Consider the following 1,472-nt stretch of genomic DNA (forward strand, 5'->3'; position numbering starts at 1 on the left):
CTGCGCCGGGCGCTCGGCTCGGCCGACGACGTCACCCAGGTCGCGGGCGGCTACCGGCTGAACGTGGACCCCGCCGACGTCGACGCCCTGCGCTTCGAACACCTCGCCACCACCGGCCACGAACGACTCCACGCCGGCGACCCGCACGCCGCACACGCCGCCCTCACCCAAGCCGCCGCACTGTGGCACGGCCCACCCACCACCACCCCCGCCATCGCTACCCGCCTCACCCACCTGTCGATCGAAGCCACCACCGACCTCGCCGACGCCGAACTACGCCTGCACCAACCCGGCAACGCCGCCACCCGCCTCACCGGCCTGCTCACCGACCACCCCACCCACGAACGCGCCACCGCCCTGCTCATGGACGCCCTCGACACCCTCGGCCGCCAAGCCGACGCCCTCACCCTCTACGAACAACTCCGCACAAACCTCGCCGACACCCTCGGCATCGACCCCGGCGCCGCCCTACGCGAACGACACCTACGCCTACTACGCACCACACCCACACCCACCCCGCCCGGCAACCTGCCCGCCCCCCTGACCAGCTTCATCGGCCGCGACGACGACCTCACCCGGATCGACACCCTGCTCACCACCGGACGACTCGTCACCGTCCTCGGCCCCGGCGGCGCCGGCAAGACCCGCCTCGCCCTCGAAGCCGCCCGCCGGAGAAGGCACGAATACCGCGACGGCGCCTGGCTCATCGACCTCGCAGCCGTCACCGAACCGGCCAAGATCGCCGCGGCCGTGCACGCCGGGATCGGGCTGCGCGGCGGCGCGATCCTCGACGCCCGCAAACGGGTCGAGGGCGACGAACTGGACGTCCTCGTCGGCGAACTCGGCGGCCGGGAAACCCTGCTGCTGATCGACAACTGCGAACACCTGATCGACGCCGCAGCCCACGTGATCTCCGCCCTGCTGACCCGCTGCCCCGGGCTGCGCGTGCTCGCCACCAGCCGCGAACCCCTGGCCGTCGACGGCGAGGCACTGGTGCCGCTCGGCCCGCTCGCCCTGCCCGCCCCGCAGGCGAGCATCGCGCAGGCCGGCCGGGCACCGGCCGTGCGCCTGTTCACCGAGCGGGCCGCGGCCGTACGCCCAGGGTTCGCGGTCGATGAGACGACGTTGCCCGACATCGTCCGCGTGGTGCACCGCCTCGACGGCATGCCCCTCGCCCTCGAACTGGCCGCGGCCCGCCTCCGGACGCTCGCCCTGCCCGAGCTTGCCGACGGGCTCTCCGACCGGTTCCGGTTACTCACCACCGGCAGCCGCACCGCACCCACCCGGCACCGCACGCTCGGCGCAGTCATCGCCTGGAGCTGGGACCTGCTCAACGAGCACGAACGCACGGTCGCGGAACGAATCTCAATCCTGCCCGGCGGCGTCACCCCCGCCTCGGCCACCGCCGTCTGCGCGGACACCGCCGTGCCCGCCGCGGAGATCCCCGAACTCCTGGCCGCACTCGTCGACCG

The 1,472-nt window shown here is 73.6% G+C and carries 1 protein-coding gene; it reads left to right on the forward strand.

The window, feature by feature from the left end; all coding sequences use genetic code 11:
- Positions 1–1,472, forward strand: a 1,472-nt coding sequence (locus CLV70_RS38800) for an ATP-binding protein (protein WP_146164368.1), incomplete at both ends; no start/stop codon positions are given.

It is taken from the genome of Pseudosporangium ferrugineum (assembly GCF_003002065.1).
Taxonomy (GTDB): Bacteria; Actinomycetota; Actinomycetes; order Mycobacteriales; family Micromonosporaceae; genus Actinoplanes; species Actinoplanes ferrugineus_A.